This window comes from Jatrophihabitans sp. (assembly GCF_036388195.1).
GTDB lineage: Bacteria > Actinomycetota > Actinomycetes > Mycobacteriales > Jatrophihabitantaceae > Jatrophihabitans_A.
Window position 1 is genome coordinate 1 of the sequence record NZ_DASVSG010000060.1, and the last position, 4,358, is coordinate 4,358.

Here is a 4,358-nt window from a genome sequence, read left to right on the forward strand (position 1 = left end):
GCGCGTGCCGGCCCTCCATGACCTCCGCGACGCGGTAGAGCACCTGGCCGCGGTTGTAGGCGGTGGCCCCGGACCAGCCGGCGAACGCCTTGCGGGCCGCCGTCACCGCGTCGCGGACGTCCTTGCGGGACGCCTGCGCGGCGTGCGCGAGCAGCCGGCCGGTCGGATCGCTGACCGGGTAGGAGCGCCCGGACTCCGACCGGGGGAACGCGCCGCCGATGTAGAGCTTGTAGGTCTTGCGGACGGCGAGGCGCTGAGCGGGCTCGCCGGCGGCTGGCTTGCTGGGCACTCAGGCCTCGCTCTCGAGGTAGGCGGCGAGGCCATGGCGCCCGCCTTCACGTCCGAAGCCGGACTCGGTGTAGCCGCCGAACGGGGAGGTCGGGTCGAACCGGTTGAACGTGTTGGCCCAGACCACCCCGGCCCGCAGCCGGTTGGCCATCCACAGGATGCGCGAGCCCTTCTCCGTCCAGATCCCGGCCGAGAGCCCGTACGGGGTGTTGTTGGCCTTGTCGACGGCCTCCTGCGGCGTCCGGAAGGTCAGCACCGTCAGCACCGGCCCGAAGATCTCCTCCTGGGCGATCCGGCTGGCCTGGCTGGCGCCGGTGAACACCGTCGGCGGGAACCAGAACCCCCGGTCGGGCAGGATGCAGGCCGGCGACCAGCGGGTGGCGCCCTCGGCCTCGCCGACGTCGGCCAGCTCCCGGACCCGGGCCAGCTGGACCGCGGAGTTGATCGCGCCGATGTCGGTGTTCTTGTCCAGCGGATCACCCAGCCGCAGCGTCTGCAAGCGTTCCTGCAGGGCCGCGACGACCTCGTCGTGCACCGATTCCTGCACCAGCAACCGCGAGCCCGCGCAGCACACATGGCCCTGGTTGAAGAAGATCCCGGTGACGATCCCCTCGACCGCCTGGTCGATGGCGGCGTCGTCGAAGACGATGTTCGCGGCCTTGCCACCCAGCTCCAGCGACAGCCGCTTGCCCGAGACGGCGACCGAGCGCTGCAGCTCCTTGCCGACCGCCGTCGAGCCGGTGAAGGCGAGCTTGTCCACCCCGGGCTGCTCGACCAGCGCCTGCCCGACCGCCGGGCCGCCGGCCAGCACGTTCACCACGCCCGGCGGCAGGTCGCACTCGGCGATGATCTCGGCCAGCGTCAGCGCGGTCAGCGGCGTGGTCTCGGCGGGCTTGAGCACCACGGTGTTGCCGGTGGCCAGCGCCGGAGCGATCTTCCAGGCTGCCATCAGCAGCGGGAAGTTCCACGGAATGATCTGGCCGGCCACCCCGACCGGGCGCGGGTTCGGGCCGTAGCCGGCGTAGCCGAGCTTGTCGGCCCAGCCGGCGTAGTAGAAGAAGTGCGCGGCGGCGTTGGGGATGTCGACGTCGCGGGATTCCTTGATCGGCTTGCCGTTGTCCAGCGATTCCAGCACCGCCAGCTCGCGGCCACGCTCCTGGATGGCCCGGGCGATCCGGAACAGGTACTTGGCGCGCTCGGAGCCCGGCAGCCGCGACCAGCTGCCCTCATAGGCACGCCGGGCGGCGGCCACCGCGTCGGCGACGTCGGCCTCGTTGGCCTCGGCGATCTCGGCCAGGGGCTCCTCGGTCGCCGGGTTGATGGTCTTGACCGCCTCGCCGCGGCCGTCGCGGAACTCGCCGTCGACGTAGATGCCGTACGAGGGCTTGAGCCGGGCGATCGCGCGCGATTCCGGGGCCGGGGCGTACTCGAACGCGGTCACGTCAGTCCTTCCGGTGGTCAGCCCTGCCGGCTGCGGGGCGCCGGCGGGCGGCTCGGTCGTTGCCATCGCCGGCCTCAGTCGATCGAGACGTAGTCGGGGCCGTCGTAGGCGCCGGTGCTGAGCTTGTGCCGCTGCAGCAGCAGGTCGTTGAGCAGCGAGGACGCGCCGAACCGGAACGTCCGCGGGTCAAGCCACCGCTGTCCGGCCACCTCGTTGACCATCACCAGGTAGCGGATCGCCTCCTTGGTGGTGCGGATCCCGCCGGCCAGCTTCACCCCGCGCACCTGCCCGGTGCGCGCCGCGAAGTCCCGGACGGCCTGCAGCAGAACCAGCGCCACCGGCGGCGTCGCGGCCGGGGTCACCTTGCCGGTCGAGGTCTTGATGAAGTCGCCACCGGCCAGCAGCGCCAGCCAGGACGCCCGGCGGACCGCGTCCAGGGTGACGAGCTCGCCGGTCTCCAGGATCACCTTCAGGTGAGCGTTACCGCACGCCTGCTTGACCGCCACGATCTCCTCGAAGACCTTCAGGTAGTGCCCGGCCAGGAACGCCCCCCGGTCGATCACCATGTCGATCTCGGCGGCGCCGGCTGCCACCGCTTCGGCGACGTCGACCAGCTTGGTCGCCAGCGCGGCCCGGCCGGACGGGAACGCGGTGGCCACCGAGGCGACCTGCACCCCGGAGCCGCGCAGCGCGTGGACCGCGACCGGCACCATGTCGGGATAGACGCAGACCGCGGCCACCGACGGAACGCTGGCATCCGAGGGGTCCGGACGGACCGCCTTGCCGCACAGCGAGCGAACCCTGCCCGGGGTGTCGGAGCCCTCCAGGGTGGTCAGGTCGACCATCCGGATCGCCGTGTCGATCGCCCAGGCCTTGGCGGTGGTCTTGATGCTCCGGGTGGCCAGCGCCGCGGCGCGGGCCTCGGCGCCGACCTGGTCGACGCCCGGCAGGCCGTGCAGGAACCGGCGCAGCGAGGCGTCGTCGCGGCCGGCGTCGGCCAGGGCGGACGCGACCGGGCTGGCCGCGCCGAGGCTGACGGCGCTCGGCTGGCTGAAGGTGACACTCACGGCCGTCAGTCTAGGTCGTGGACGCCGCCGGTCGCGTCCGCCGCCGGGATGCGCCGCTAGGCTCCTGGCGTGCAGACCGTCGTGGTGGACCATCCGATCGTGCGAACCCGCCTGTCCGTCATGCGGAACGAGACCAGCAGCAACCCCGAGTTCCGGGCGGCGTTGCGCGAGCTGGCGACGCTGCTGGTCTATGAGGCAACCCGGGAGCTGCCGGTGGTCCAGGTGCCGATCCAGACGCCGGTCGGCCCGACCCTGGGCACCACGCTGGCCAACCCGCCGCTGCTGGTGCCGGTGCTGCGAGCAGGTCTCGGCATGGCCGAAGCGGCGTTCAACCTGCTGCCCGAATCGCAGATGGGCTTCGTCGGCCTGGCCCGGGACGAGCAGACCCATCTGCCGGCCGCGTACATGGCCTCGCTGCCGGACTCGCTGGCGGGCCGGCCGGTGCTGCTGCTGGATCCGATGCTGGCCACCGGCGGCTCGCTGGTGCATTGTTGCGAGCTGCTCGCCACGCGCGGGGCAAGCGACATCACGGTGATCTGCGCGCTGGCCGCTCCGGAGGGGATAGCGGCGGTCGAGCGCAGCGGCCTGGCGGGGCGGCTGTTCACCGCCAGCGTCGATGAGGGCCTGAACGCCGACGCCTACATCGTGCCCGGGCTCGGGGACGCCGGAGACCGGCAATTCGGGCCCCGTTAACCGGCTATTCGGGCTCCGTTAAGCGGTTGCGGCGACTCTGTATCAGGTGAGAGGTTTAACCCCTCCTCAGCCTGGACATATAACTGAGGAATCACATCCGGCTCGACTGCCGTTGCCCAGTGCAACGTTTCCACCGGCAAAGACGTCTTAGTCGGTAGAGCGCAGCCGCGCCGGCCGTCAGGAGTTCGCTGCATGTTCGAAGAGGTTCCGCGAGAACGCCGCGGGGTGGCCCGATTGGTGCCCATCCGGCGGGTGGTTCTCGGCCCGTTCGTGCTCGGCGGCGGCATGCTGCTCGCCGCGGTCGGCGGTTCGGTGGCAGTCGCGGCAGCCGCGGCCACCATGATCACCGCCTCGGCGATCGGGTCCAGTGACACCCCGGCCCGGCCCGGCCAGCCGGTGTCCTCGGCCAGCAGCACCCAGCAGACCCTCGCCGCCCGGCGCCCCCCGGTGCGCCACCACCACCGGGCCACGCCCGTAGCGCCGACCGCTGCCGGCCTGGTCACCGTCGCGCGCCCGAGCAGCCCGCCTCCGGCAGCCGTGGCGCCCGTCCCGACCAGCGCTGCGCTGCCCGCTCCGGCCTCGACGGCGACCAGCCGTCCGCCGGTCCGCAGCGCCGGCCCGAGCGCGACGCCGTCCGGCCCGGCCAGCAGCCCGTCGCCGACGCCCTCGCCGTCGAGCAGTGCTCCGCTGGGCAACGCGGTGGTCCGGGTCAGCGGGTACGACCCGGCCAGCGAGCGGCTGGCCTACCAGTTCGCCGTCGTGCAGGCCGGGGCCGGGACCGGCGGCAGCGACCTGTACCTCGTCATCGATCCCGACACCTTCACCGCGGCGTTGGCGCCCGCGGTCGCCATCACCTCCGGAGGCGGCAT

Annotated in this window: 4 protein-coding genes and 1 pseudogene; 2 read left to right on the forward strand and 3 right to left on the reverse strand. The window is 72.6% G+C overall.

Annotated elements, in window-relative coordinates; all coding sequences use genetic code 11:
- The 3 genes from VF612_RS06030 to deoC all read right to left on the reverse strand — a co-directional run.
- The coding region (locus VF612_RS06030) for an aldehyde dehydrogenase family protein (RefSeq protein WP_408658950.1) at nucleotides 1-289 on the reverse strand (289 nt) is incomplete at its 3' end.
- Complete coding sequence (locus tag VF612_RS06035) at nucleotides 290-1,795, reverse strand: aldehyde dehydrogenase family protein (RefSeq protein ID WP_408658951.1); 1,506 nt, start codon at nucleotides 1,793-1,795, stop codon at nucleotides 290-292.
- 8 nt (nucleotides 1,796-1,803) lie between these two features.
- Nucleotides 1,804-2,730, reverse strand: coding sequence for a deoxyribose-phosphate aldolase (deoC, locus tag VF612_RS06040; RefSeq protein WP_408658953.1), 927 nt, complete (start codon nucleotides 2,728-2,730; stop codon nucleotides 1,804-1,806).
- A gap of 135 nt (nucleotides 2,731-2,865) precedes the next feature.
- Between deoC and upp the strand changes: the two genes are divergently transcribed.
- Both upp and VF612_RS06050 read left to right on the forward strand, forming a co-directional pair.
- Complete coding sequence (gene upp, locus VF612_RS06045; protein WP_408658952.1) at nucleotides 2,866-3,489, forward strand: uracil phosphoribosyltransferase; 624 nt, start codon at nucleotides 2,866-2,868, stop codon at nucleotides 3,487-3,489.
- A 192-nt stretch (nucleotides 3,490-3,681) separates the two neighbouring features.
- Nucleotides 3,682-4,358, forward strand: a pseudogene (locus VF612_RS06050) (hypothetical protein); the annotation flags it as partial.